Origin of the sequence: Pandoraea pneumonica, from assembly GCF_049918595.1 — a bacterium.
Taxonomy (GTDB): domain Bacteria; phylum Pseudomonadota; class Gammaproteobacteria; order Burkholderiales; family Burkholderiaceae; genus Pandoraea; species Pandoraea pneumonica_A.
Genome location: NZ_JBNCRZ010000003.1, coordinates 456,141 through 480,196 on the forward strand (window position 1 = coordinate 456,141; position 24,056 = coordinate 480,196).

Consider the following 24,056-nt stretch of genomic DNA (forward strand, 5'->3'; position numbering starts at 1 on the left):
GGCGGCGTCTCGGGAAGCCAACATCTCAGGCGGCAGCCGCCGGTCGATGTCGCCACAAATACCGGTAGACGAACCCCGGAAACGCGAACACGACGAACAAACTCGCCGTCACCGCATAAAACTCCCAGCCCTGCGCGAACACGTTGCCGATGCTCTTCTCGATCAGATAACCGAGCGCGCCGACCACGAAGTACGCGACCACCATCTCCAGCAACCGCAGCCATAGCGACTTCACCGGTGCCTTGCGGGCCAGAATGCCGAACAGGCGCTGGTTCACGAACGGCAGGTTCGCGCCCAGCACAGCCAGCAGAATGACAAGTGTACCGCCTGCTGTCATGCCCATTGTTCTCGTCTCCGTAATTCTGGCTTTATTCGTCAGAAGGGGCCGGTCATGCCATGCATGCCCTGCCCCATTCGTCTTACGTCTTGCTTTCCGACTTGCTGGCTAGCGTTAGCTTGCCAAAGTCAGCTTAATCGTGCGCAGGCACCAGTCCATCAGCGGGCCGGGCATCAAGCCCAGATACACCAGCACCAGACCGTTGAGCGACAGCACCAGACGCATCGTACCGCTGCCTTCCAACGCGTTGCTGTCTTCCGGCTTGTCGAAGTACATCAGCTTCACGACACGCAGGTAGTAGAACGCACCGATCAGCGACGCGATCACGGCAACCACAGCCAGCCAGACCATACCGGCGTTCACGACAGCTTGCAGCACGGCCAGCTTCGCATAGAAGCCTGCCAGCGGCGGAATACCAGCCAGCGAGAACATCAGCATCAGCATGACGAAGGCAAACCACGGGCTACGCTGGTTCAGACCCTTCAGATCCGACAGGTTTTCAGCTTCGAAACCCTTGCGCGAGAGCAGCAGCACGATACCGAACGTGCCCAGCGTCGTCAGCAGGTAGATCACGCTGTAGAACAGCGACGAACCGTACGCATCGGCGATACCGTCGATCTTGCCGCCCACCACGCCCGAGAGCATGCCCAGCAGCACGAAGCCCATGTGCGAGATCGTCGAGTACGCCAGCAGACGCTTGACGTTGGTCTGCACGATAGCCGTCAGGTTACCGATCACCAGCGAGAGCACCGCCAGAATGATCAGCATCTGTTGCCAGTCGATCGCCAGCGGCAGCATGCCTTCGACGAGCAAACGCAGCAGCAGTGCAAAGGCACCCAGCTTCGGTGCGCCGCCGATGAGCAGCGTGACCGGCGTCGGTGCGCCTTGATAGACGTCAGGCACCCACATGTGGAACGGCGCAGCGCCCAGCTTGAAGGCCAGACCGGCGACGATGAACACCACACCGAACACCAGCACGATCTTGTTGACCGCACCCGAGGCGATGACTTCGAAGACCTTGGCCAGTTCGAGCGAGCCGGTCGCGCCGTACATCATCGACATGCCGTACAGCAGGAAGCCCGAAGCGAGCGCACCCAGCACGTAGTACTTCATGGCCGACTCGGTCGCATTCGTCGAATCGCGCCACACGGCAGCAAGGGCGTACAGCGACAGCGACATCAGTTCCAGACCCAGATACAGCGTCAGGAAGTTGTTGCCGGAAATCATCACAGACAGGCCCAGCAGCGAGAACAGGCTGAGGATGTAGAAGTCGCCACGCGCAAGACCGCGCGCTTCGAGGTACTTCTGGCCGTAGACGAACGTCATGAACGTCGCCAAACCGCCGAAGGCCTTGAGCAGGTTCGACATCGGGTCGGCAACGAACACATTGCCGAACAGGTAGTGCGACGCCGGATCGCTAGCGTTGCACGCCCACAGCACGGACACGACCGCGGTCGTGATCAGTGCCAGCACGTAGTTCAGCTTGCGCGTTTGGCCGAGGAACGCGTCGCACATCATGATCACGAGGATCATGAGCAGCAGGATGGCCTCCGGCAACGCAGGCAGCAGATTAATGTTTTGCATGATCTAGATTTCCTCCCCGATTACGGCAGCTTGGTCTGCGCCACGTGGGCGAGGAGGTTAACCACGGAGGTGTGCATCAGGTCCGTGAAAGGCTTCGGATAGATACCCATGAACAGCGTGAGTGCAGCCAACACGGCCAGCATGAAGAACTCGCGCTTGTTGATATCGATCAGCTCGCGCACGTGGTCGTTGGCAATCGCACCGAAGATCACGCGCTTGTACATCCACAGCGAATAGGCCGCACCGGTAATCAGCGAAGTCGCTGCGAGCAGACCCACCCAGAAGTTCAGCTTCACGGCGCCCAGAATCACCAGGAATTCACCCACGAAGCCCGACGTCGCCGGCAGACCGCTGTTCGCCATCGCGAACAACATGAAGAACGCGGCAAACTTCGGCATCGTGTTCACCACACCGCCGTAGTCGGCGATGTTGCGCGAGTGCATGCGGTCGTACAGCACACCGATACACAGGAACATCGCGCCCGACACGAAGCCGTGCGAGATCATCTGCACCAGTGCGCCTTGCATGCCGATTTCGCTGAACATGAAGAAGCCGAGGATCGCGAAGCCCATGTGAGCAATCGACGAATAGGCCACCAGTTTCTTCATGTCGGTCTGCACCAGAGCCACGAGGCCGATGTAGACGACAGCGATCAGCGCCAGCGTGATCATGAAACCCGACAGATAGTGGCTAGCGTCCGGAGCGATCGGCAGCGAGAAGCGCAGGAAACCGTACGCACCCAGCTTCAGCATGATCGCGGCCAGCACGACCGAACCGCCGGTCGGGGCTTCCACGTGGGCGTCCGGCAGCCAGGTATGCACCGGCCACATCGGCACCTTCACCGCGAATGCCATGAAGAACGCCACGAACAACAGTATCTGCACGTTCATCGGAATCTTCGCCGCGTACCAGTCGGTCAGCGTGAACGAGCCCGTTGCGTTGTACAGGTAAATCAGCGCGACCAGCATCAACAGCGAGCCGAGCAGCGTGTACAGGAAGAACTTGAACGCTGCGTACACACGGTTCGGACCACCCCACACACCGATGATCAAATACATCGGGATCAGCGTGGCTTCGAAGAACACGTAGAACAGCAGGCCGTCTTGCGCCGAGAACACGCCGATCATCAGACCGGAGAGGATCAGGAACGCGGCCATGTACTGCGACACGCGCTCAGTGATCACTTCCCAGCCCGCGATCACCACGATCACCGTGATCAGCGCGGTCAGCACCACCAGCCACAACGAGATACCGTCGATGCCGAGGAAGTAGTTGATGTGAAAGCGTGCGATCCAGCTCGTCTTTTCGACGTATTGGAAGGCCGACGTGTTGGCGTCGAAATTCGAGATCAGCGGCAGCGTGACCAGGAAGCTCACCAGCGAACCGATGAGCGCCAGCACGCGTGCGCCCGTCGGGTTACGGTCATTCCCCACCGCGAGGACAACGATCCCCGACAAAATGGGCAGCCAAATGGCCAGACTCAGAAGCGGTAGCGATTGCATTGTTATTGGCTCCCCCTTTTACTTGCCGTTCAACGTCACAAACAGCGTCAGGAGCCCGAGCATGCCGATGATCATGGCGAACGCGTAGTGATAGATGTAACCCGATTGCATGAAGCGGATGACGCCGGCGAACCAGCCCACCAGACGCGCGCTGCCGTTGACGACGGCGCCGTCGATCAGGCCTTGGTCGCCCGCCTTCCACAGGCCGCGGCCAATCTTCAGCGCGCCCTTGGCGAAGACCACTTCATTGATCTTGTCCATGTAGTACTTGTTGTCGAGCAGGTTGTAGATGCCCGAGAAGCGGCTCTTCAACGCGGCCGGAATATCCGGGCGCTTGAGGTAGAAGAACGCGGCCAGCAAGATACCCAGTGCCGACAGTGCGATCGGCAGCGTGCCGAACGAGTGCAGCGCCATGGCGACCCAGCCGTGGAATTCCTGACCCAGTTCTTCCATCGCCGGGTGATTCTCGCCGATGAAGATGACGTCCTTGAATGCCACGCCTTGCTTGAAGAACGAGCCGAACAGCATCGGAGCGATCGCGATGGCACCGATGATCACCGACGGAATCGCCAGCAGGATCAGCGGAATCGTCACAACGGCCGGCGATTCGTGCGGCTTCTGGCCCGGGGCCAGACCGTGGTGCTCGCCATGATCGTCTTCTTCGTCCGCGTGGTGGGCGTCGTGATGGTCATGATGTGCCTGACCGAAACGCTCCTTGCCGTGGAAGACGAGGAAGTACATACGGAACGAGTAGAACGCGGTCACGAAGACGCTGGCAACCACGGCGAAGTACGCGAAGCCCGAACCCGGCAGATGCGAGGCGGCAACGGCTTCGATGATCGAGTCCTTCGAATAGAAACCGGCGAAGAACGGCGTACCGATGAGTGCGAGCGAACCGAGCAGCGACGTGATCCAGGTGATCGGCATGTACTTCCACAGGCCACCCATGTTGCGCATGTCCTGATCGTGGTGCATGCCCATGATGACCGAGCCGGCACCGAGGAACAGCAGTGCCTTGAAGAACGCGTGCGTCATCAGGTGGAAGATAGCGACCGGGTAGGCCGACACGCCGAGCGCGACCGTCATGTAACCGAGCTGCGAGAGCGTCGAGTAGGCCACGACTCGCTTGATGTCGTTCTGGATCATGCCCAGGAAGCCCATGAACAACGCCGTGATCGCACCGATGATCGTGATGAATGACAGTGCGGTGTCCGAGAGTTCGAACAGCGGCGACATGCGGCTCACCATGAAGATACCGGCGGTCACCATCGTGGCCGCGTGGATCAGTGCCGAAATCGGGGTCGGGCCTTCCATCGAGTCGGGCAGCCAGACGTGCAGCGGGAACTGTGCCGACTTACCCATGGCGCCGATGAACAGGCAGATACAGGCCACGGTAATCAGACGCCAGTCGGTGCCCGGGAACGACAGGGCCGCGACATCGTTCGCCTTGGCGAAAACTTCGCTGTAGTTCAGCGTGCCCGTGAAGGCCAGCAGCAGACCGATACCGAGCAGGAAACCGAAGTCACCCACGCGATTGACCAGGAACGCCTTCATGTTGGCGTAGATGGCCGTCGGACGCGTGTACCAGAAACCGATCAGCAGGTACGAGACCAGGCCCACCGCTTCCCAGCCGAAGAACAGTTGCAGGAAGTTGTTGCTCATGACGAGCATCAACATCGAGAACGTGAACAGCGAGATGTACGAGAAGAAACGTTGATAGCCGGGGTCTTCCGCCATGTAGCCGATGGTGTAGATGTGCACCATGAGCGAAACGGAGGTGACCACGCACATCATCGTGACGGTGAGCGTGTCGATCAGGAAGCCGATCTCGAGCTTGAGGTCGCCGATGCGTGCCCATTCGTAGACGGTAGCGTTGAAGCTCGCGCCGTTCATGACGTCGAGGAACGTCATGACCGAAAGGATAAACGCGACCAGCACGCCAAGGATCGTGACCGTGTGCGCGCCCGCGCGTCCGACTTGCTTGCCGAACAGACCGGCGATCACGGACCCGGCCAGCGGCGCCAGCGGGATCGCGAGCAACAGTGTGGGATTCAGTGTGGATGCCATAACAGCGTTCGCTTTTATTAACCCTTGAGGCGGTCGAGATCTTCGACGTTGACCGTTTCGAGCTTACGGAACAACGTGACCAGAATGGCCAGGCCAATCGCAGCTTCTGCGGCGGCCACCGTAAGGATGAAGAACACGAATACCTGACCGGCAATGTCGCCCAGGTAATGCGAGAACGCGACGAAGTTCAGATTGACCGCGAGCAACATCAGCTCGATGGCCATCAGCAGCACGATCACATTTCTGCGGTTGAGGAAAATACCGGTAATGCTGATCGCGAAGAGAATCGCGCCCAACACCAGGTAATGCGCTAGCGACAACGACATCATGCTGGCTCCTTATTCCGCCGCCGGCGTGTCGGCGCCGGTGGACTGCTGCCGGGCTTCGGCGGGCATCGACACCAGACGCACGCGGTCGTGTTTCTTCACGCGCACCTGCTTGCTCGGGTCGGTCTGTTTGTGGTCCTTACGGGTACGCATCGTGAGCGCAATCGCTGCGACCACGGCCACCAGCAGGATCAGACCTGCCACTTCGAAGGCAAAGATATAGTCGGTGTACAGCGCAATGCCCAAGGCCTTGGTGTTCGGCACGTCAGGTGCCGAGACTGCCTTGACCGGCGCACGCGTGGCACCGTAGCCGCGCATGAGCACCAGTGCCGCTTCGACGATCATGATCGCGCCGACGGTGCTCGCCAGCGGAATGAACTTGCCGAAACCGCGTCGCAGTTCGTCGAGATTGATGTCGATCATCATCACCACGAACAAGAACAGCACCATCACCGCGCCGACGTACACGAGCACCAGCATGATCGCGAGGAACTCAGCCTCGAGAAGCATCCAGATCGCAGCAGCGTTGAAGAATGCCAGCACCAGGAACAGTGCCGACTGCACGGGGTTGCGCGAGGTCACGACCTTCAGACCCGAGACCACGAGGATCAGCGCAAACACGTAGAAAAGTAAGGTTGTGAATTCCATAATCACCGGAGTGTCGCCAAATTAGCCAACGTCAATGCCGCACCGGGCGCGCCGCCGAGCGTCGCGCCCTGCCCCGCTTTAACGGTACGGCGCATCGGCCGCCTTGGCCGCCGCGATTTCGTTTTCGTAACGATCGCCCACCGCGAGCAACATCTCTTTGGTGAAGTACAGATCGCCACGCTTCTCGCCGTGATACTCGAGAATGTGCGTCTCGACGATCGAGTCCACCGGGCAGCTTTCTTCGCAGAAGCCGCAGAAGATGCACTTGGTCAGATCGATGTCATAGCGCGTGGTACGACGCGTATTGTCTTCACGCACGTCCGATTCGATCGTGATGGCCATTGCCGGGCACACCGCTTCGCACAACTTGCATGCGATGCAGCGTTCTTCGCCGTTCGGGTAGCGGCGCAGTGCATGCAGACCGCGAAAACGCGGCGACAGCGGCGTCTTCTCTTCCGGAAACTGCACCGTCACCTTACGTGCGAACGTGTAGCGCCCTGTGAGCGCCATGCCCTTGAGCAGTTCCAACAACAGGAAACTGCCGAAAAAGTCTTTGATTGCCCTTACCATGGGATTCCTCTACTCCGTTCGCCTCAGCCCCAGATGTTCCAGGGGGACATGATCCAGACACCCACCACGATCACCCAGACAATCGTCAGCGGCAGGAAAACCTTCCAGCCCAGACGCATGATCTGGTCGTAGCGGTAGCGCGGGAACGTCGCACGCACCCAAATGAACACCGACAGCAGCAGGAACACCTTAAACGCCAGCCAGAACACACCCGGGATGAACGACAGGAAGCCGAACGGCGCACTCCAGCCACCCAGGAACAGCACCGAGGCCAACGCCGAGATGATGATCATGTTGATGTACTCGGCCAGGAAGAAGAGCGCGAAGCCCATGCCCGAGTATTCGATCATGTGACCGGCCACAATTTCCGATTCGCCTTCCACCACGTCGAACGGGTGGCGGTTCGTTTCCGCGATACCCGAGACGAAGTACACGACGAACATCGGCAGCAGCGGCAGCCAGTTCCACGACAACAGGTTCACGCCCATGCTGGCGAACATGCCGTGCTCTTGCGAGCGCACGATGTCCGACAGATTCAGCGAGCCAGCCGTCATCAGCACGCACACCAGCGCAAAGCCCATCGCGATTTCATACGAAATCATCTGAGCCGACGCGCGCATGGCGCCGAGGAACGCGTATTTCGAGTTCGATGCCCAACCGGCCAGAATCACGCCGTACACACCGATCGACGAAATCGCCATCGCGTACAGCAAACCGGCGTTCACGTCGGCGAGCACTGCGCCCGGCTGGAACGGGATCACCGCCCAGATGGCGAAGGCCGGCAGCACGGCCATCACCGGAGCGATGGCGTAAATGCCCTTGCTGACCTGCGTCGGCGTGATCACTTCCTTGAGCAGAAGCTTCAACACGTCGGCGATCGGCTGCAACAGACCGGCCGGACCCACGCGGTTCGGACCGAGACGCACGTGCATCCAGCCGATGAGCTTGCGCTCCCACAGAATCAGGTACGCCACGCACAGCAGCAGGATGACGGCCACGACGAGGATGCGCACCAGCGCCCACACCGTCGGCCACGCCACGCCCAGCAATTGCGTGCCGTATTGATTGATGACTTCGTTCAGGCTCATTTACGCCTTCTCCACCGAAATTTCACCGAACATCGCGCCAAGCGCAGCGGACGCCGGCGTGGCAGCCGGGACGCGCACCACGTTGGCCGGCAACGTTTCCGAGCGAGCCGCAGGCAGCGTGACCACAGCATCGCCCTGGCGAACACGCACGGCGTCGCCAGCAGCGAGGCCCAGGCTGTCGAACAGTGCCGCCGGCAGCGTCGCACGCAGCGAAGCCTTGGCGTCGTTGGTCAGTTGCAGCGACGGCGCGCGGCGCACCAGCGCGTCGGCCGAGTAGATCGGCACATCGGCCAGACGTTGCAGACCCTGTGCCGCCGCCTTCGGCGCAGCCAGCGTTGCCGTGGCGCGGTTGTCGAGCGAGGCGGCCGAGAAACCGGCGAGCGCTTCGGCACGCACTTGTTCCACGGTGTCTTGTTCGAAACCTTGCAGCTTGAGCAGGTTGCCCAGCACGCGCAGCACCTTCCAGCCCGGACGCGTTTCGCCCAGCGCGCGCACCACACCATTGAAGTGTTGCGGCAGACCTTCGGCGTTGACGAACGTACCCGCCGTTTCCGTGAACGGAGCGATCGGCAGCAGCACGTCGGCGTATTCGAGACCGTGTTTGAACGGCGAGAGCGAAACGACCATCTTCGCGCCGCTCAGTGCCGTGAGTGCTTGCTTCGCGTCGGCCGAGTCGAACTCGGGTTCGGCGTTGAGCAGCACGTAAGCCTGACGCGGTTGCGCGAACAATGCCGCAGCGCCCTTCGCGTTGGTGGCCTTCACTGCGTAGCCGCCAACCGTGTTGGCGCCTTCGGTCAGGAAGCCCAGCGTGGCGCCCGTGATGTCAGCGATCACTTGCGCGATGGCGTGCAGTTGAGCGAATTCCGGATGCTGAACGACGGCGTTGCCCAGCAGAATCGCACGACGCTCGCCGTTGATCAGCGATGCGGCGATCGCCTTGGCAGCGTCGCTGGCGGTGACACCAGCCAGTGCTGCCGGTGCGGCAACGCCCTTGGCAGCGGCAGCCGCCGCGGCGATGCCGGCCAGTTCGTTCACCCATGCGCCCGGTGCAGCGATGATCTTGTTCGCGAGCTTCACGAGCAGATCGTCGTCCGAGCCATGCAGCAGGTTCAGTTGACCACCGGCCTTCACCGCCGTACGCAGACGCGAGGCAAACAGCGGATGATCCTTACGCAGGAACGATCCGACGACCAGCGTGCTTTGCAGCTTGTCGAGGTCCGTGATCGGCAGGCCGAGCCACGGGGCACCCTTCGTACCGCCCGACACGTCCGTCTGACGCAGGCGGAAGTCGACGTTGTCGCTGCCCAGTGCGCGCACGAACTTTTGCAGCAGGTGCAGCTCTTCGACGGTGGCGTGCGGCGAGGCCAGACCGGCAACGGCGTCCGCGCCGAAGTCGCGAATGATGTCCGTCAGGCCGTGGCCGACGTACTCAAGCGCCGTCTGCCAGTCGACTTCGTGCCACTCGCCGCCTTGCTTGAGCATCGGCTTGGTGAGGCGCTCGTCGCTGTTCAGACCTTCGTACGAGAAACGATCCTTGTCCGAGATCCAGCATTCGTTGACCGCTTCGTTTTCGAGCGGCACCACGCGCATGACCTTGTTGTTCTTCACTTGCACCACGAGGTTCGCGCCCACGCCATCGTGAGGGCTCACCGACTTGCGGCGCGACAGTTCCCACGTACGGGCGCTGTAACGGAACGGCTTCGACGTCAGCGCGCCCACCGGGCACAGGTCGATCATGTTGCCGGACAGTTCGGAGTCGACCGTCTTGCCGACGAACGACGTAATTTCCGAGTGCTCACCTCGGCCCAGCATGCCGAATTCCATCACCCCGGCCACTTCCTGACCGAAGCGCACGCAGCGCGTGCAGTGGATGCAACGCGACATTTCTTCCATCGAGATCAGCGGGCCCACATTCTTGTGGAACACCACACGCTTCTCTTCCTGGTAGCGCGATGCCGACTTGCCGTAACCGACCGCCAAGTCCTGAAGTTGGCACTCACCGCCCTGATCGCAGATCGGGCAGTCGAGCGGGTGATTGATCAGCAGGAACTCCATCACCGATTGCTGTGCCTTCACAGCCTTCTCGGAGTTGGTGCGCACGATCATGCCGTTGGCGACAGGCGTAGCGCAGGCCGGCACGGCCTTCGGGGCCTTTTCGACCTCGACCAGGCACATACGGCAGTTCGCTGCGATCGACAATTTCTTGTGATAGCAGAAGTGGGGAATATAGGTGCCGTTCTTCTTGGCAGCCTGGATCACCATGCTGCCTTCGGGCACCTCGACCTTTTGGCCGTCAATTTCGATTTCAACCATAGCGGTTCAATGCCAAGCGTCAAAAGGGATTAGTGAGCGCCGACCAAGCAATGCTTGTGCTCGACGTGGTAGGCGAACTCGTCCCAGAAGTGTTTGAGCATGCCGCGCACCGGCATCGCTGCGGCATCGCCCAGCGCGCAAATGGTACGGCCCATGATGTTCTCGGCCACCGAGTTGAGCAGGTCGAGGTCTTCCTTGCGGCCCTCGCCATGCTCGATACGATTGACCACGCGCCACAGCCAGCCAGTACCTTCACGGCACGGCGTGCACTGACCGCACGATTCTTCGTAGTAGAAGTACGACAGACGCAACAGCGAGCGCACCATGCAGCGCGTCTCGTCCATCACGATCACGGCACCCGAGCCCAGCATCGAGCCAGCCTTGGCGATGCTGTCGTAGTCCATGGTCGTTTCCATCATCAGACCAGCGGGCACCACCGGGGCGGACGAACCACCCGGAATGACTGCCTTCAGCTTCTTGCCGCCACGCATGCCACCGGCCAGTTCGAGCAATTCGCCGAACGGCGTACCCAGCGGCACTTCGTAGTTACCCGGCAGTTCGACGTCGCCCGATACCGAGAAAATCTTGGTGCCGCCGTTGTTCGGCTTGCCCATTTCCAGGTATTGCTGCGGACCGGTCGCCAGCAGGAACGGCACGGCGGCGAACGTTTCGGTGTTGTTAATCGTGGTCGGCTTGCCGTACAGACCGAAGCTCGCCGGGAACGGCGGCTTGAAGCGCGGCTGGCCCTTCTTGCCTTCGAGCGATTCGAGCAGCGCGGTTTCTTCGCCGCAGATGTACGCACCATAGCCATGGTGACCGTGCAGCTCGAACGAGAAGTCCGTGCCGAGAATGTTGTCGCCCAGGAACCCGGCGGCGCGCGCTTCTTCCAGCGCCTCTTCGAAGCGTTCGTACACTTCGTAGATTTCACCGTGGATGTAGTTGTAGCCGACCGTGATGCCCATGGCGAAACCGCCGATGGCCATGCCTTCGATCAAAGCGTGCGGGTTGTAGCGCAGGATGTCGCGATCCTTGAACGTACCCGGTTCGCCTTCGTCCGAATTGCAGACGAGATACTTTTGGCCCGGGAACGCGCGCGGCATGAAGCTCCACTTCAGACCGGTCGGGAAGCCTGCGCCTCCGCGGCCACGCAGGCCCGAAGCCTTCACGTCGGCGATCACCTGCTCGGGCGTGAGGCCTTCTTTCAGAATACGCGTGAGCTGCTGGTAACCACCGCGCTTGACGTAATCTTCCAGATGCCAGTTATCGCCGTTGAGGCCCGCGAGAATCAGCGGTTTGATGTGACGGTTGTGCAGCGACGTCATGCTTTCTCTCCGTCTGCGGCCTTGGCCTTGAGCTCATCGATGAGCGCGTCGACCTTCTCTTCGCTCATGAAGCCGCACATGCGGTGATTGTTCACCAGCATCACGGGGGCATCGCCGCAAGCGCCCATGCACTCACCTTCCTTGACCGTGAAGAGACCGTCAGGCGTGATGTCGTTGTATTCGACACCCAGCTTTTCCTTCAGGTACTTCGCCATCTCTTCGCCACGCGTGAGCTGGCAAGGCAGGTTCGTGCACACGGTCAACTTGAACTTGCCCACCGGGCTCGTGTTGAACATGGTGTAGAAGGTTGCGACCTCTTGCACCGCGACTGCGGGCATCTCGAGGTAGTCCGCCACGAATTGCATCACTTCGGGCGACAACCAGCCTTTCTCGACCTGCGCTACGGCAAGTGCGTGCATCACCGCCGACTGTTTCTGGTCGGCAGGGTATTTGGCAACGGCACGGTCGATTTTCTTCAGGGCTTCGGGAGAAAGCATTTCCGATCCGACTGTTCTCTAAAACGTTATCCCCGCTCGTGCCAGCACTGGCGAACCGATCATCTCGGTCGCCTGCGACTCACAGGCACGGCAACTAGGAACGGCAACGGTATCGACCTGCGAAACCCTGCCGAAATAAAACCGGCGGGCGCCCCCGGGGGCGCCCGCTGCGCGTTTAGCGATCGATCTCGCCGAACACGATGTCCTGGGTACCGATGATCGCCACAGCATCGGCAATCATGTGACCCTTGGCCATCTCGTCGAGCGCAGAAAGGTGGGCAAAGCCCGGCGCACGAATCTTCAAGCGGTACGGCTTGTTAGCGCCGTCCGACACCAGATAGATGCCGAACTCGCCCTTCGGGTGCTCGATCGCGGCATACGTCTCGCCGGCCGGCACGTGGAAGCCTTCGGTGAAGAGCTTGAAGTGGTGAATCAGCTCTTCCATGTTCGACTTCATTTCAACGCGCGACGGCGGTGCCACCTTGTGGTTATCCGTGATCACCGGACCCGGATTCTCACGCAGCCACTTCACGCATTGACGCACCAGACTCGCCGACTGGCGCATTTCTTCCACGCGCACCAGATAGCGGTCGTAGCAATCGCCTTCCTTGCCCACCGGGATATCGAACTCGAGGCGGTCGTACACTTCGTACGGCTGCTTCTTGCGCAAGTCCCAGGCAATGCCCGAACCACGCAACATCGCGCCCGAGAAGCCGAGCTGCAATGCACGCTCCGGCGACACCACACCGATACCGACCAGACGCTGTTTCCAGATCCGGTTGTCGGTGAGCAGCGTTTCGTACTCGTCGACGCACTTCGGGAAGCGAATCGCGAAATCTTCGATGAAGTCGAGCAGCGAACCTTCGCGCGCTTCGTTCATCTTCTTGATGGCACGTTCGTTGTGGAACTTCGATGCGCGGTACTGCGGCATCGTGTCCGGCAGATCGCGGTACACGCCGCCCGGACGGTAGTAAGCCGCGTGCATGCGTGCACCCGAGACGGCTTCGTACACGTCGAACAGGTCTTCGCGCTCACGGAAGGCGTACAGGAACACCGCCATCGCGCCCACGTCGAGTGCGTGGGAACCAATCCACATCAAGTGATTCAGAATCCGCGTGATTTCGTCGAACATCACGCGGATGTATTGTGCGCGAATCGGCACATCGACGCCGATCAGCTTTTCGATCGCCATCACGTACGCGTGCTCGTTGCACATCATCGAGACGTAGTCCAGACGATCCATGTACGGCACGGATTGCAGGAACGTCTTCGACTCGGCGAGCTTTTCGGTCGCGCGGTGCAGCAGGCCGATGTGCGGATCGGCGCGCTGGATCACTTCGCCGTCCAGCTCGAGCACCAGGCGCAGCACGCCGTGCGCTGCCGGGTGCTGCGGACCGAAGTTCAGTGTGTAGTTCTTGATGTCTGCCACAAGGCCACCTTAATGTTTCAGACCGGCGTAATGCTCTTCGCGGATGATGCGCGGCGTAATTTCGCGCGGCTCGATCGTCACCGGTTGATAGATCACGCGCTTCTGCTCGGGGTCGTAACGCATCTCGACGTAACCCGACGTCGGGAAGTCCTTGCGGAACGGGTGACCGATGAAACCGTAGTCCGTCAGAATGCGGCGCAGATCCGGATGGCCTTCGAACACGATGCCGACCAGATCGAAAGCTTCGCGCTCGAACCAGTTCGCCGAGCTCCACACGTCGATCAGCGAGGCCACGACCGGCAGGTCGTCGTCCGTCGCGAACACGCGCACGCGCAGACGCCAGTTGAACGAGATCGAGAGGAGATGCGAGACAGCAGCGTAACGCGGGCCGTCGTAGGCGCCGTCGCCGTAGGCCGAGTAATCCAGGCCGGCAACGTCCATCAGCTGTTCGAACTTGAGCTCGGGGTGATCGCGCAGCGTGCGCGCCACTTCGAGATAGTCGCTCGCCTTGACCGTCAACGTGAGTTCGTCAAGGGCTTCCACCAACTGCTCGGCACGGGTGCCAAGCACGTTTTGCAGGGTGGTCTTGAGTTTTTCTAGTGTAGACATGGGCGGTGGCGTTATTTGCGAGCGATCGTCGCAGTCCGCTTGATCTTTGACTGCAACTGGATGATGCCGTAGACCAGCGCCTCGGCCGTCGGCGGACAGCCCGGCACGTAGACGTCGACCGGCACGATGCGATCGCAACCGCGCACCACCGAATACGAATAGTGATAGTAGCCGCCGCCGTTGGCGCACGACCCCATCGAGATCACCCAGCGCGGCTCGGCCATTTGGTCGTAGACCTTACGCAGCGCAGGCGCCATCTTGTTACACAGCGTGCCGGCGACGATCATCACGTCCGACTGACGCGGGCTCGGGCGAAACACCACGCCAAACCGGTCAAGATCGTAACGCGCTGCGCCCGCGTGCATCATTTCGACGGCACAACAAGCGAGACCGAACGTCATCGGCCACAGCGAACCCGTGCGCGTCCAATTGATGAGTTTGTCAGCCGTGGTGGTGACGAACCCTTCGCGCAAAACCCCTTCGATGCTCATATGCTTACCCTGAATCCTTCTGCAATGCTGCTGTCAATCGTCGGCCTTATTCCCAGTCGAGCGCACCGCGCTTCCACAGGAACACGAAACCGATCAGCAGTTCAAGCAGGAAACCCATCATGGAGATAAAGCCCACCCAGCCGATATCGCGCAGAGCTACGCCCCACGGAAACAGGAATGCCGTTTCGAGATCGAACAGGATGAAAAGGATGGCGACGAGATAGTAGCGCACATCGAACTTCATGCGCGCGTCTTCGAATGCTTCGAAGCCACACTCGTACGGAGAGAGTTTTTCGCTGTCGGGTTTGTTGGGGCCGAGGAATTTACCGACGCCAATCAGTACCGCCCCAAGACCGCCACCTACCAGAAGAAACAGCAGGACGGGATAATAGGTTCCGAGGTTCAACTCTACCCTCTTTCGGTTAGTTCAAAGAACCGCTCTCGTCGATGGTGTGGGGACCGGAAAGCGGATGAACGGTGAGCACAAAATAAAATGCCAGCCAAAGCATAAACGCAAGGCTGGCATCGTAGAACTGTGGTGCCGACGGCGAGACTCGAACTCGCACAGCTTTCGCCACTACCCCCTCAAGATAGCGTGTCTACCAATTTCACCACGTCGGCATTCATAGTCTGCAATCCGCTGTCACTTACGAATCGCTTCAAGACCGCTATAGTAGCGCCCTTCGGCATTTTGTTCAATGCACAAATCGAATTTTTTTCGATTTTCTTTACAGCTTATTACTTGTCACAAACGACTTGCTAATTACTTGGGCACGTCTTGCGGATTCGCCACCGAAGCCGGTGCCGGAACGCTCGATGCACCTGCTGCCGAAGCCGCGACCGGCGCGGTCGCTGCGGGCAAATTACCAAGGACACCGATATTTGCCTTCGGCTTGTACGAACCCATGTACGTGAGGCCCAGCGTCGTCACGAAGAACACGGCAGCCAAAGCACCCGTCGTGCGCGACAGGAAGTTGGCGGAACCCGAAGCACCGAACAGGCTGCCCGACGAACCGCTGCCGAATGCCGCGCCCATGTCGGCACCCTTACCATGCTGCAACAACACCAGACCGATGATGCCCAGCGCGGAAAGCACCTGCACCACGACCAAAAACGTCTTAAACAACCCCATCTCATCACCCGTATAGAAGAATCTGTTTTGCGTCGCAATTGCTGCGACGCATCATGACTATTTCGTGCCATTACAAAATGGCACCGGCATTAGCGCGGCAAACCCGCCTCGCAAATCGCCAGAAAATCAGCAGCTTTCAACGCCGCGCCGCCGATCAGACCACCATCGACGTCGGGCATCGCAAACAGTTCGACCGCATTGTCCGGCTTCACACTGCCGCCGTACAACACCGCCACATCCGCTGCGGCCTCGCCCTTCGCGCGCAGCAGCGTGCGCAAATGCGCATGCACTTCCTGCGCCTCGGCCGATGTTGCCGTCTTGCCGGTGCCGATCGCCCAGACCGGCTCGTAAGCCACAACAATCTTCACCGCTTGTTCGAGCGTCAGTGCCGCCAGCACCGTTTCGAGTTGACGCGTCACCACAGCCGTCGTGTCGCCCGCCTCGCGCTCGGCGAGCGTCTCGCCAACGCAAACGATCGGCGTCATACCAGCGTCGAGCACGCGCAGCGTCTTGGCAGCCACACCCGCGTCCGTCTCGCCATGGTACTGGCGACGCTCCGAGTGCCCCACGATCACGAACTGCGCGCCGAACTCGGCAATCATCGGTGCGGCCACTTCACCCGTGAACGCACCGTTCACATGCGCGGATACCTCTTGCGCGCCATAACCCAGCGCCTGCCCCGAGAGGCGCGCCTGGCATTGCGCGAGATAGGGGAACGGCACGCACACCGCGGCGGTGACGCCCGGCGCACTCAGCACCGGCGAAGCCAGCAGACCACCCAACAGGGCCTCATTGCCGGCCAGACTGCCGTGCAGTTTCCAATTGCCCACGACGAGCTTGCCAGCCTTACGGCTGATAGTGCGAGCCGAAGCTGCGATAGCAGATGTCACGCCTTCTCCCCCATGCTTATAGACGAAAAACCTCTCATTCTAGTGCGTCTGGGCTATGGGGGTCAATTTCGCCGGATGACGAGCGAGAAAATCCGCATGAAATGGGGCTTTCACGCGAATTTCACCCGCCCCACCTGCTTGGCTTACCAGGTCAGTACGATCTTGCCGACGTGGGTGCTGGTTTCCATCAGGGCATGCGCCTTGTCCGCCTGCTCGGCCGGGAACGTCTGGTAAATGACCGGGCGAATCTTACCTGCGGCGAACAACGGCCAGACCTTTTCGTGCAGCTTTTGCGCAATCGCAGCCTTAAAGGCCACAGAGCGCGGACGCAGCGTCGAACCGGTGACCGTCAGGCGACGACGCAGCAGCGCGCCCATGTCGAGCGTGGCCTTGCTGCCGCCGAGCAGCGCGATGATCGCGATGCGGCCGTCGAACGCCAATGCCTGCACTTCGCGCGGCAAATAATCGCCGCCTACCATGTCGAGCACCACGTCGACGCCGCGGTCCTTGGTGAGTTCTTTCGTGACGGCGACAAAGTCTTCCGTCTTGTAATTGATACCGCGCTCGGCCCCGAGCGCCTCGCAGGCGCGCGCCTTGTCGTCGGAACCTGCGGTCGCAAACACGCGGTGGCCCAGCGCCACGCCCAGTTGAATCGCCGTCACGCCAATGCCGCTAGTGCCACCCTGCACGAGCAGGGTTTCTTTCTCGCCCGCCTCGGTGTCGCCCAAATGTGCGCGATCAAACACGTTGCTCCACACGGTGAAGAACGTTTCCGGCAGGGATGCGGCCTCCACATCGGACAACCCTTCCGGCACCGGCAGGCACTGTGCGAGCGGTGCGGCGCAGTACTCGGCGTACCCGCCGCCCTGAACCAAGGCGCAGACGCGCGAGCCAATCTTCAGGCCCCAGCGATTGTCGGCGCCATCGAGCGAGCCTTCGACGATCTCGCCAGCCACTTCGAGACCGGGAAGATCGGAGGCACCCGGCGGCACCGGGTACTGGCCAATACGTTGCAGCACGTCGGGACGGTTCACGCCCGACGCCTTCACCTTGATGAGCACCTCACCCGGCTTGAGTTCGGGTTTGGCGCGCTCGGTCAACTTGAGCACTTCAGGGGCGCCGTATTGCGTGATCTCGATGGCCTTCATGTGTCTGTCCTTGGTAAGTGCCGGTGCGCGCCGCTGTGAGCGGCCACGCACCATCAGTCAAATAGGTTCGAGCCGGTACCTTATCACCGACGGCAACTTCGCGTCGGACGACGCCATACGCTCAGCAGTATTCGAGACGAGGCGGATGCAGCGACGAACGAGTGTGCGCGCAAGTTCAGCGAGGAAGATGGGAGACGAGCAGCGTGGTTCGCCAGATGACGCGCGGCGGATACGCTTAGCTCAGGTGTGACTGGCGCGTCGCAGACGATCGCGAAGATCGTTTGCAACGCGCCGGGTTAGCTCCGAATGGCGCGCTCGCGTACCGTCACAACTTCGATACGCCGGCGCACTCCATATTGTCGACGGGTGCAGGTCGACGGGTGCCGACAACGGCTCAGGCAGCGCCCTCCGTCCCTTCATCGACCAGCCCGTGCCGCACGGCGTAGCCGATCAGTTCTGCGCAATCTCCGAGCGCGAGTTTGTGCAGAATTTGCATGACATGTGACGTGACTGTGCGCTCACTCAGGTGCAGCGCGTGAGCCACTTCATTGACGGCCAAGCCGTCGACCAACATGTGAAACACTTCGTTTTCGCGAACGGACAGGCTCTCGTGTCTTGTCTCGTTCCCGTTGGCATCCGCGTCTGGCCGCGTGCGCGGTCTGCGATGCGATGTCCGCGGCGGTTCACGGCGCGACCCCGCTTCGCGCCACCCTGCGTCAGAAGCCGCCCGCGTGACTACCCGGCTTCGTCCGCCCTCGAGTTTCATGCTTGCCTCCTGGTCGATCACTTCCCCACGCCCGGACCGTCTGTCGCAGTCCGCTACAAACGGATGGCGTCGCCCATTGTGCGTCAGACAATTTATGTTCGTAACTACAGCGAAGCTGATCGCAACTGCGGTATCGATTGGCCGCGACTAACGCCGTGCGCGACAAGACAAAGGGATGACAGAGACAACTCGCACGGCGACTCACCTCCCCGGTGAGCGCTGACTTACCGTGATCGGTGAGACATCGGAAGGCGCACTGCGCGCTCCCAACATCGGTGCAAATTCAATGCACGCGCCGTACGAATACCGTGTGAATTCCGAATGACTTTGCCGCCGACTCAGAGCGAGCGCACCGATGCACCATCACTGAACATGAAGCGCCCGCGACCGCCGTGCTTCGCTTCGTAGAGCGCGCGGTCGGCCTCCTGAAAGAGCATGTCCGGCGTCTTGTCCTCGCCGCAAGCCACCATCGCCACGCCGACGCAAGCACCCACTCCCACATCGCCCACCGAGAGTGCCATCGGACGCGAGGCCACTTCGAGCACCGCCTTCGCAGCGCGCTCGACGTCGCGTATGTCGTGGATGTCACGCATGATGAGTGCAAACTCGTCGCCGCCGAAGCGCGCAATGTCGTCGCTCTCGCGCACGCAAGCGACCAGCCGCTTGGCCAACCGCCGGAGCAGTTCGTCACCGAGTGCGTGCCCCCACGTGTCATTGACGAGCTTGAACCGGTCGAGATCGACGAACAACAGCGCCTGCGCCCCTGCCCCCTCGCGCGCTCGGCGCACCGTCGCCGCCAGCGCCTGATCGAAGCCCTTGCGATTGAGCAGCCCGGTCAGGTGATCGGTGTGCGACTCGCGCCGCCAGCGTCGTTCGTTCGAGCGCTCGATGGTGATATCGCGCACGAAAACGTGCACGCCCACGAGCACATCGTTGGCCGTCCACTCCGGCTGATAGCTCACCTCGAAGCAGCGGTACTCGTTGTTCTCGCCGAAATCCCAGACGAACGTGGCCGCCTCGCCCGCATAGGCGCGCGCAAGATACGGCGCGAACTCGCGGTAGAGCAATGCGCCGAGTAATTCTTGCGCTGTCGCCCCGAGAATTTGTTCACGCGAGCGGCGCAACCGAACTTCGCACGCCCGATTCACGAAGGCGAAGCGTTCCTCGCCATCGAGAAACGCCACCAAAAACGGGACTCGGTCGGCAATTTCCTGCATGCGGCGCACATTGGCGCGTGCCGCTTCGCGCGACGACTCCAGCGCGTCGGTGCGATCGCCCAGCCGCTCCATCATTTCGCGGAAGGCGTTCGCGAGCGCGCCGATCTCGTCGGCGCGTTGCACCGGCAACGACTGAATCGCCCGCAGGTCGCTCGCACTTCGCTCCACGAGTTCGCGCAAGGTATCGACCGGGCGCAGCATCCGGCGTGCCACCCACCACATGACAAGCGCCGCAATGGCAATGGCCCCAATGGCCAGCATCACTACGCGCCGGCGCACACGCGCGAGCGGATCGAAAGCTTCGGCGCCCGGCAGCACGGCGACGAGCGACCACCCGGTCGTCGCCATGGTCGTGCGCGCCACGAGTGGATGCATATGCACGAGTTCGTTAGCGCCCGCGTCACGCACGCCGCACAGCGTTTGCGTAGGGCCAACGGCACTGAGAATCTTGGTGACGTCAGCCTGAATCACGTAGCGGGCCGGTGTTTCGTTCGTAATCAGGCAATAGCGGCCAGTGTCACCCACCGCGTTACTCGCCAGATCGACGATGAAGTTTTGCCGCAACAAATTGACCGCGCCGCCCACCACGGCCGTGAGCCGCCCGTTGGCATCGCGCACGGGAACGGCAAGCACCACGCCCGGCGAGCGCGTGATTTTGCCCGCGATCAAACCAGAGATCGCCTGCGGGGCGCCACCGATCAGCGCCTTGAAGTAGTCGCGGTCCGCGATGTTGATCGGGGCGGCGGGAAACGTCGAGTCGTAGATCAAGCGGCCGTCGGGCGCGGCCACGAACAAGGTATTGAACGTTTCGGGCATCGACACCGAGGCATTGGCGAACGCGTCGAGCTGCGCGGGCGTCATCTCGTACGGATTGCCGAGGTGACGGGATATGCGATGCAACGCGAGATACTTCGCGCGCACTTTGTCGTCGAGCTGATCGGCCACGAGCTTGACCTGATTGTCGAGCTGGGCCTGCAATGAGCTTCGCAACTCTCCGTAGACGAAAAATTCAATGCCGACGGCAACGCCGACGATCAATATCATCGAGACGAGCGCCGTCGTGGCCGCAACCCGTCCCTTCAACGTCTTCACCATACCGACCCGTGCGAGAGTAGCTTGTCTTGCTTCTGGTAATTTTTTGCGAGAGCTTACCACCCGAAACGGCACGGTTTTGGGAAACTTGAGAGAAATTCGTTGCCTTCGTGTAACAGTCTCATCGACGCCCAAAGAAGACATTGAGAGTCTGATCGCCACGTGCGAGCGCGAACCCGTCGTAAAATTGCGCATCCAACGCGCCAGAATGGTGCGCCGTGTGGTGTGCCTAACGCTGGCGCATCGCCCCAGCCTGACCCCGAATTCAGTCGCATCGACCCGATTTTTCTTTCATGACGAGCACCCAAGTTCAAGCCACTCCTGCCCCCGCTGCCGCGCCCGCGCCAGCGATGACGCCGATGATGCAGCAGTACAGCCGCATCAAGGCCGAGCATCCGAACATGCTTGTCTTCTATCGCATGGGCGATTTCTACGAGCTGTTTCACGACGACGCGGCCAAAGCGGCGCGTCTGCTCGACCTGACGCTGACCGCGCGCGGCCAGTCGGGCGGGCAGCCGATTCGCATGGCGGGCGTGCCGCATCACGCCGTGGAGCAATATCTCGGCAAGCTGGTGAAGCTCGGCGAATCGGTCGCCATTTGCGAACAGATTGGCGACCCGGCGACGTCCAAGGGCCCTGTCGAGCGCAAGGTCGTGCGCATCGTCACGCCGGGCACGCTTACCGATGCTGCCCTGCTCAGCGACAAACTCGATCAATACCTGCTGGCCGTGCAGATGCCCGCCCCCGCCAATGCGCGGCGCGCGAGCGAGCGCGTGGCCGGGCTGGCGTGGTTGTCGCTCGCCAGCGGCGAGTTGCGCCTGATGGAAGTGGCCGCCGACAAACTCACCCGTGAACTCGAACGCATTCGCCCGGCCGAGACGCTCGTGCCCGACAGCGCCGCCGAGACTTTCGCAGGCCTGTCGCTCGGCACCACCACCCGCGTGCCGGACTGGCACTTCGATACCGCGGCCGGCACTCAGCGCCTGCGCGATCAGCTTGGCGTGGCGAGCCTCACGGCGTTCGGTTGCGATGGGCTGAATCCCGCGCTCGGTGCAGCAGGTGCGTTGCTGCAATACGCCGCAGCCACGCAAGGCCAATCGCTGCGCCATGTGCAAAATCTGAACGTAGAACGAGAAGCCGCCTATATTGGCCTCGACGCGGCCACCCGGCGCAACCTCGAACTGACCGAGACGCTGCGCGGCACCGAATCGCCCACCCTGCTCTCGCTGCTCGACACCTGCGGCACCACGATGGGCAGCCGCCTCATGCGCCACTGGCTGCATCATCCGATGCGCGATCAGCAAGTGCCGCAAGCGCGCCAGCAAGCCATCGCGACGCTGCTCGAAGGCCCCGGCGCGTGGCGCGCCCTCTCTGGCGAGTTGCGTCACGTGGCCGACGTCGAGCGCATTACGGCTCGTCTCGCACTACTCACGGCGCGCCCGCGTGACCTGTCGAGTCTGCGCGACGCGATGCGCCGCTTGCCTGAGTTGCATGTCACGCTGCGCGCGGTCGAAGAACGCTCGCCGTTGCTCGCCATGCTGCATGAAGACCTGGCCATTCCCGACGCGTCGCTCGCGCTGCTCACGAGCGCTATCGCGGAAGAACCGGCCGCCATGTTGCGCGATGGGGGCGTCATCGCGCGCGGTCACGATGCCGATCTCGACGAACTGCGCGACATCTCGGAGAACTGCGGCCAGTTTCTGGTGGATCTCGAAGCACGTGAGCGTGCGCGCACCGGCATCAACAACCTGCGCGTCGAGTTCAACAAAGTGCATGGCTTCTATATCGAAGTCACGCGCGGCCAGACCGACAAGGTGCCCGACGACTACCGCCGCCGTCAGACGCTCAAGAATGCCGAGCGCTACATCACGCCGGAACTGAAGACCTTCGAAGACAAGGCGCTGTCGGCGCAAGAGCGCTCACTCGCGCGCGAGAAATTCCTTTACGAAGCGCTGTTGCAGCAACTGCTGCCGCACATCGCCGAGTTCAAGCGAATTGCGCAGGCGCTGGCACAACTCGACGTGCTCGCCTCCCTCGCCGAGCGCGCCGAAACGCTGGGCTGGGTCAAACCCGAGCTGATTGCCGAACGTGTCGTCGACATCCGCGGCGGCCGCCATCCGGTAGTCGAACAGCAGGTCGAGCGCTTCATCGCGAACGACTGCTCGCTTGGAGACGCCCGCCGCCTGCTGCTCATCACGGGCCCGAACATGGGCGGTAAGTCGACGTTCATGCGTCAGACGGCACTCATTGCACTGCTCGCCTATGTGGGTTGTTATGTGCCCGCAGAAGCCGTGCGACTCGGGCCGCTCGACGCGATCTTCACGCGTATCGGCGCGTCGGACGATCTTGCTGGCGGACGTTCCACGTTCATGGTGGAGATGACCGAATCGGCCGCGATTCTGCACACGGCCACCGATCAGAGTCTCGTGCTGATGGACGAAATCGGGCGCGGCACGTCGACGTTCGACGGTCTCGCGCTCGCGTGGGCCATCGCGCGCCATCTGCTCGGTCACAACCGCTCGTACACGCTGTTCGCTACGCACTACTTCGAGTTGACGCAACTACCCGACGAATTCCCGCAATGCGCGAACGTGCATCTGTCGGCGGTCGAACACGGTGAAGGCATCGTGTTCCTGCACGCGGTTCAAGATGGCCCCGCCAGCCAGAGCTACGGCCTTCAAGTCGCGCAACTCGCGGGCGTGCCGATGCCGGTGATTCGCGCGGCGCGCAAGCATCTCGCATTGCTCGAACAGCAAGCACTCGATCCGGCGGCACCGCAACTTGATTTGTTCGCACCGCGCGCGGTCGTCGAGAACGACCTGGACAGCGAGCACGACGAGGGCGATGAAACCGATTCGCACGGACGTCAAAGCACGCAGCACGCTGCGGCTCCCGCGCTCGATCCGGCGGCTGAAGCCGCGCTGGCGCGCCTGGCCGACATCGACCCCGACGATCTGCGCCCGCGTGAAGCGCTCGATCTGTTGTACGAGCTGCGCGGCCTGCTTTCCGGTCGCACATCGAACTGATA

At 61.5% G+C, this 24,056-nt stretch carries 21 protein-coding genes and 1 tRNA gene; 1 reads left to right on the forward strand and 21 read right to left on the reverse strand.

Annotated elements, in window-relative coordinates; genetic code table 11:
* Nucleotides 1-25 precede the first annotated feature (25 nt).
* From ACPWR9_RS14560 to ACPWR9_RS14660, 21 genes are all read right to left on the reverse strand, one after another.
* The gene (locus ACPWR9_RS14560; protein ID WP_150678741.1) at nucleotides 26-337 is read right to left on the reverse strand and encodes a DUF2818 family protein; all 312 of its coding nucleotides are present in this window, start codon (nucleotides 335-337) and stop codon (nucleotides 26-28) included.
* A gap of 114 nt (nucleotides 338-451) precedes the next feature.
* Nucleotides 452-1,921, reverse strand: coding sequence for an NADH-quinone oxidoreductase subunit NuoN (gene nuoN / locus ACPWR9_RS14565; RefSeq protein WP_150678742.1), 1,470 nt, complete (start codon nucleotides 1,919-1,921; stop codon nucleotides 452-454).
* Between the two features lie 20 nt (nucleotides 1,922-1,941).
* Nucleotides 1,942-3,423, reverse strand: a complete 1,482-nt coding sequence (locus ACPWR9_RS14570; RefSeq protein ID WP_150678743.1) for an NADH-quinone oxidoreductase subunit M — start codon at nucleotides 3,421-3,423, stop codon at nucleotides 1,942-1,944.
* A gap of 18 nt (nucleotides 3,424-3,441) precedes the next feature.
* Nucleotides 3,442-5,490, reverse strand: coding sequence for an NADH-quinone oxidoreductase subunit L (gene nuoL / locus ACPWR9_RS14575; RefSeq protein WP_150678744.1), 2,049 nt, complete (start codon nucleotides 5,488-5,490; stop codon nucleotides 3,442-3,444).
* Nucleotides 5,491-5,507: 17 nt separating this feature from the next.
* A complete protein-coding gene (nuoK, locus tag ACPWR9_RS14580; RefSeq protein ID WP_023596640.1) occupies nucleotides 5,508-5,819 on the reverse strand; it encodes an NADH-quinone oxidoreductase subunit NuoK in 312 nt (103 codons plus the stop codon).
* Between the two features lie 9 nt (nucleotides 5,820-5,828).
* On the reverse strand, nucleotides 5,829-6,464 hold the full coding sequence (locus tag ACPWR9_RS14585) for an NADH-quinone oxidoreductase subunit J (protein WP_426298685.1): 636 nt from the start codon (nucleotides 6,462-6,464) through the stop codon (nucleotides 5,829-5,831).
* Between the two features lie 78 nt (nucleotides 6,465-6,542).
* Nucleotides 6,543-7,034: an NADH-quinone oxidoreductase subunit NuoI gene (gene nuoI, locus ACPWR9_RS14590; RefSeq protein ID WP_039399235.1), complete on the reverse strand. Its 492-nt coding sequence runs from the start codon at nucleotides 7,032-7,034 to the stop codon at nucleotides 6,543-6,545.
* Nucleotides 7,035-7,057: 23 nt separating this feature from the next.
* Nucleotides 7,058-8,122 (reverse strand): NADH-quinone oxidoreductase subunit NuoH, encoded by a 1,065-nt coding sequence (gene nuoH, locus ACPWR9_RS14595; protein ID WP_058379365.1) that lies wholly within the window; start codon nucleotides 8,120-8,122, stop codon nucleotides 7,058-7,060.
* The gene (gene nuoG / locus ACPWR9_RS14600) at nucleotides 8,123-10,435 is read right to left on the reverse strand and encodes an NADH-quinone oxidoreductase subunit NuoG (protein WP_426298687.1); all 2,313 of its coding nucleotides are present in this window, start codon (nucleotides 10,433-10,435) and stop codon (nucleotides 8,123-8,125) included. It lies immediately after the preceding gene.
* A 29-nt stretch (nucleotides 10,436-10,464) separates the two neighbouring features.
* Nucleotides 10,465-11,757 carry an NADH-quinone oxidoreductase subunit NuoF gene (gene nuoF / locus ACPWR9_RS14605; RefSeq protein ID WP_426298689.1) on the reverse strand — a complete coding sequence of 431 codons (1,293 nt, stop codon included), beginning with the start codon at nucleotides 11,755-11,757 and terminating at the stop codon, nucleotides 10,465-10,467.
* Nucleotides 11,754-12,254, reverse strand: a complete 501-nt coding sequence (gene nuoE, locus ACPWR9_RS14610; RefSeq protein ID WP_150678748.1) for an NADH-quinone oxidoreductase subunit NuoE — start codon at nucleotides 12,252-12,254, stop codon at nucleotides 11,754-11,756. The genes nuoF and nuoE overlap by 4 nt, the downstream gene beginning before the upstream one ends.
* 175 nt (nucleotides 12,255-12,429) lie before the next feature.
* Nucleotides 12,430-13,683, reverse strand: coding sequence for an NADH-quinone oxidoreductase subunit D (locus ACPWR9_RS14615; RefSeq protein WP_150678749.1), 1,254 nt, complete (start codon nucleotides 13,681-13,683; stop codon nucleotides 12,430-12,432).
* A gap of 9 nt (nucleotides 13,684-13,692) precedes the next feature.
* Nucleotides 13,693-14,292: an NADH-quinone oxidoreductase subunit C gene (locus ACPWR9_RS14620; RefSeq protein ID WP_150678750.1), complete on the reverse strand. Its 600-nt coding sequence runs from the start codon at nucleotides 14,290-14,292 to the stop codon at nucleotides 13,693-13,695.
* Between the two features lie 11 nt (nucleotides 14,293-14,303).
* Nucleotides 14,304-14,783: a NuoB/complex I 20 kDa subunit family protein gene (locus ACPWR9_RS14625; protein ID WP_010807413.1), complete on the reverse strand. Its 480-nt coding sequence runs from the start codon at nucleotides 14,781-14,783 to the stop codon at nucleotides 14,304-14,306.
* Between the two features lie 46 nt (nucleotides 14,784-14,829).
* Entirely contained in the window at nucleotides 14,830-15,189 is a 360-nt protein-coding gene (locus ACPWR9_RS14630) for an NADH-quinone oxidoreductase subunit A (protein ID WP_058379371.1), read from the reverse strand.
* Between the two features lie 130 nt (nucleotides 15,190-15,319).
* Nucleotides 15,320-15,404 (reverse strand) — tRNA-Leu (locus ACPWR9_RS14635).
* A gap of 142 nt (nucleotides 15,405-15,546) precedes the next feature.
* A complete protein-coding gene (gene secG, locus ACPWR9_RS14640) occupies nucleotides 15,547-15,915 on the reverse strand; it encodes a preprotein translocase subunit SecG (RefSeq protein ID WP_426298691.1) in 369 nt (122 codons plus the stop codon).
* Nucleotides 15,916-16,004: 89 nt separating this feature from the next.
* A complete protein-coding gene (tpiA, locus tag ACPWR9_RS14645) occupies nucleotides 16,005-16,772 on the reverse strand; it encodes a triose-phosphate isomerase (RefSeq protein ID WP_426299364.1) in 768 nt (255 codons plus the stop codon).
* Nucleotides 16,773-16,948: 176 nt separating this feature from the next.
* Entirely contained in the window at nucleotides 16,949-17,953 is a 1,005-nt protein-coding gene (locus tag ACPWR9_RS14650; protein ID WP_426298693.1) for an NAD(P)H-quinone oxidoreductase, read from the reverse strand.
* A gap of 394 nt (nucleotides 17,954-18,347) precedes the next feature.
* On the reverse strand, nucleotides 18,348-18,719 hold the full coding sequence (locus ACPWR9_RS14655) for a response regulator transcription factor (RefSeq protein WP_426298695.1): 372 nt from the start codon (nucleotides 18,717-18,719) through the stop codon (nucleotides 18,348-18,350).
* 338 nt (nucleotides 18,720-19,057) lie between these two features.
* Nucleotides 19,058-21,031 carry a diguanylate cyclase domain-containing protein gene (locus tag ACPWR9_RS14660; protein ID WP_426298697.1) on the reverse strand — a complete coding sequence of 658 codons (1,974 nt, stop codon included), beginning with the start codon at nucleotides 21,029-21,031 and terminating at the stop codon, nucleotides 19,058-19,060.
* Nucleotides 21,032-21,321: 290 nt separating this feature from the next.
* On the opposite strand from ACPWR9_RS14660, the gene mutS reads away from it, so the two are divergent.
* On the forward strand, nucleotides 21,322-24,054 hold the full coding sequence (gene mutS / locus ACPWR9_RS14665; RefSeq protein ID WP_426298699.1) for a DNA mismatch repair protein MutS: 2,733 nt from the start codon (nucleotides 21,322-21,324) through the stop codon (nucleotides 24,052-24,054).
* Nucleotides 24,055-24,056: the final 2 nt, after the last annotated feature.